The sequence below is a fragment of the Alkalibacillus haloalkaliphilus genome, from assembly GCF_007991275.1.
GTDB classification, from domain to species: domain Bacteria; phylum Bacillota; class Bacilli; order Bacillales; family Alkalibacillaceae; genus Alkalibacillus; species Alkalibacillus haloalkaliphilus.
The window spans coordinates 1-1,692 of record NZ_BJYA01000033.1; the positions used below are offsets into that span (position 1 = coordinate 1).

General features: G+C 38.5%; 1 protein-coding gene. It reads right to left on the reverse strand.

Annotated features, from left to right (window positions below):
* Positions 1–347 precede the first annotated feature (347 nt).
* Positions 348–1,583: an IS256 family transposase gene (locus AHA02nite_RS14920; protein ID WP_146818685.1), complete on the reverse strand. Its 1,236-nt coding sequence runs from the start codon at positions 1,581–1,583 to the stop codon at positions 348–350.
* Positions 1,584–1,692 lie beyond the last annotated feature (109 nt).

Here is a 1,692-nt window from a genome sequence, read left to right on the forward strand (position 1 = left end):
TCTTGTCAAATAAAGTGTGTAAGTAGCTTTATATGGGCCTTTCAATAACCAAGCAGACACTTGATTATTGAAGATCGAGAGTCTCTTAAAAGTTATCAGGGCTAGCCACAGCGGCAGCTGCTTGCCATTGACCGTAGCGCCGATTCTTAGTATGCGGTGGTTGGGGAAAACGGGGTCCCCGGCCGTCCGTATACTTAGAATCGATTTGTCCGTGTTATCATCTGTTGCAGGGAAGCCTTCAGGCTTTATTTTTGGCCTTATCTGCATAATGAGCACTACACGGACAAAAGCGAAGGTCAATGGTGGCGATCGTGATACGAGTTCTTATATTATATTTTCTCCAGTAGTTAACTATATTTTTGTACTCGTTTTTCAAGATCTTTGTGAACGAGTAACTGGTTCATCACCATCGACCAGTTTTTAATGTGGCCACCTTCCCATTTTTCTTCTAATTCTTTAATTCTTAAATACAGCGCTTTAAAAAGGGCATTCTCATTTGGGAATGCTCCTTTTTTAGTTACCTTTCTAAAGCTAGAGTGAATACTCTCAACTGCATTTGTGGTATACATGATTCTGCGAATCGCACTACCATAATCAAATAGCTGTTCGACGTGATGAAATTGATTCGTCCACACATTTATGGCTCCAGGATAGGCTGACCATTGTTGTTTGAAAGACTCAAACGCACTTTGACAAGCACTAAGGTTTTGTGCGCCATATACTTTTTTCAGTGAAGCCGTAAAGGCTTTATAATCCTTGCTTGGGACATACTTGATTGAATTACGTATTAAATGAACTATACAACGTTGAACGATGACGTCAGGAAAAATAGCCTTAGCACCCTCCTCAAGACCACTTACACCATCCATCGATATAAAGAAAATATCTTCAACACCTCTAGCTTTGATCTCATCAAAAATTTGCATCCACTTGTGTTTACTCTCAGTCTCATTTAACCATATTCCAAGGATGTCCTTTTTACCTTCCATGGTATAGCCTAAGATCGTATAAACAGCGTACTTTTTCGTTTCATAGTCATTTCGTATAGTTGTAAACATACAATCGACGAACAAAAAAGTGTAACAATTATTGAGTGGGCGGGACTGCCATTCCTCTAACTCAGGAAATATAGCATCTGTTATATCAGAGATCATATCATGGGATACAGAAAAACCATATATGTCTTCAATCGTAGACGAAATGTCTCGCTGAGACATACCTTTGGCATACATGGATAACACTTTGTCTTCAATAGCTGAAACGTCCTTTTGTCGTTTCGGAATAAGTTGCGGATCAAATGAACCATCACGATCCCTAGGCGTATCAATTTCTACTTCTCCAGATCTTGTGTGTAACGTTTTTTTTCCATAACCATTCCTTCTATTTGGTGAGTCTTTTTCACCTTTATTATTCGATTCATAGCCTAGGTGGTGATTCATTTCTCCTTGTAACATAGATTCAAACATTGGTCCAAAAATATCCTTAAGGGCATTCTGCATATCATCTACAGATTTCGGTTCATATTCTTCGATAATTTTATGAGCTAGATCTACTGATTTTGGGTCACGCTTAATTCTCGCCATTTAAATTCCTCCAATTCCATATATAATCAGTCTTGGTAAATAAAAAAAATCTAAACTGGCAAGTAGAAGCCGTACGCTCTTCTACTTACACAGTTTAGATTACACTCTC

Coding starts and splice junctions, on each gene's coding strand:
- AHA02nite_RS14920 (WP_146818685.1), bottom strand. CDS start 1,583: ATGGCGAGAATTAAGCGTGACCCAAAATCAGTAGATCTAGCTCATAAA.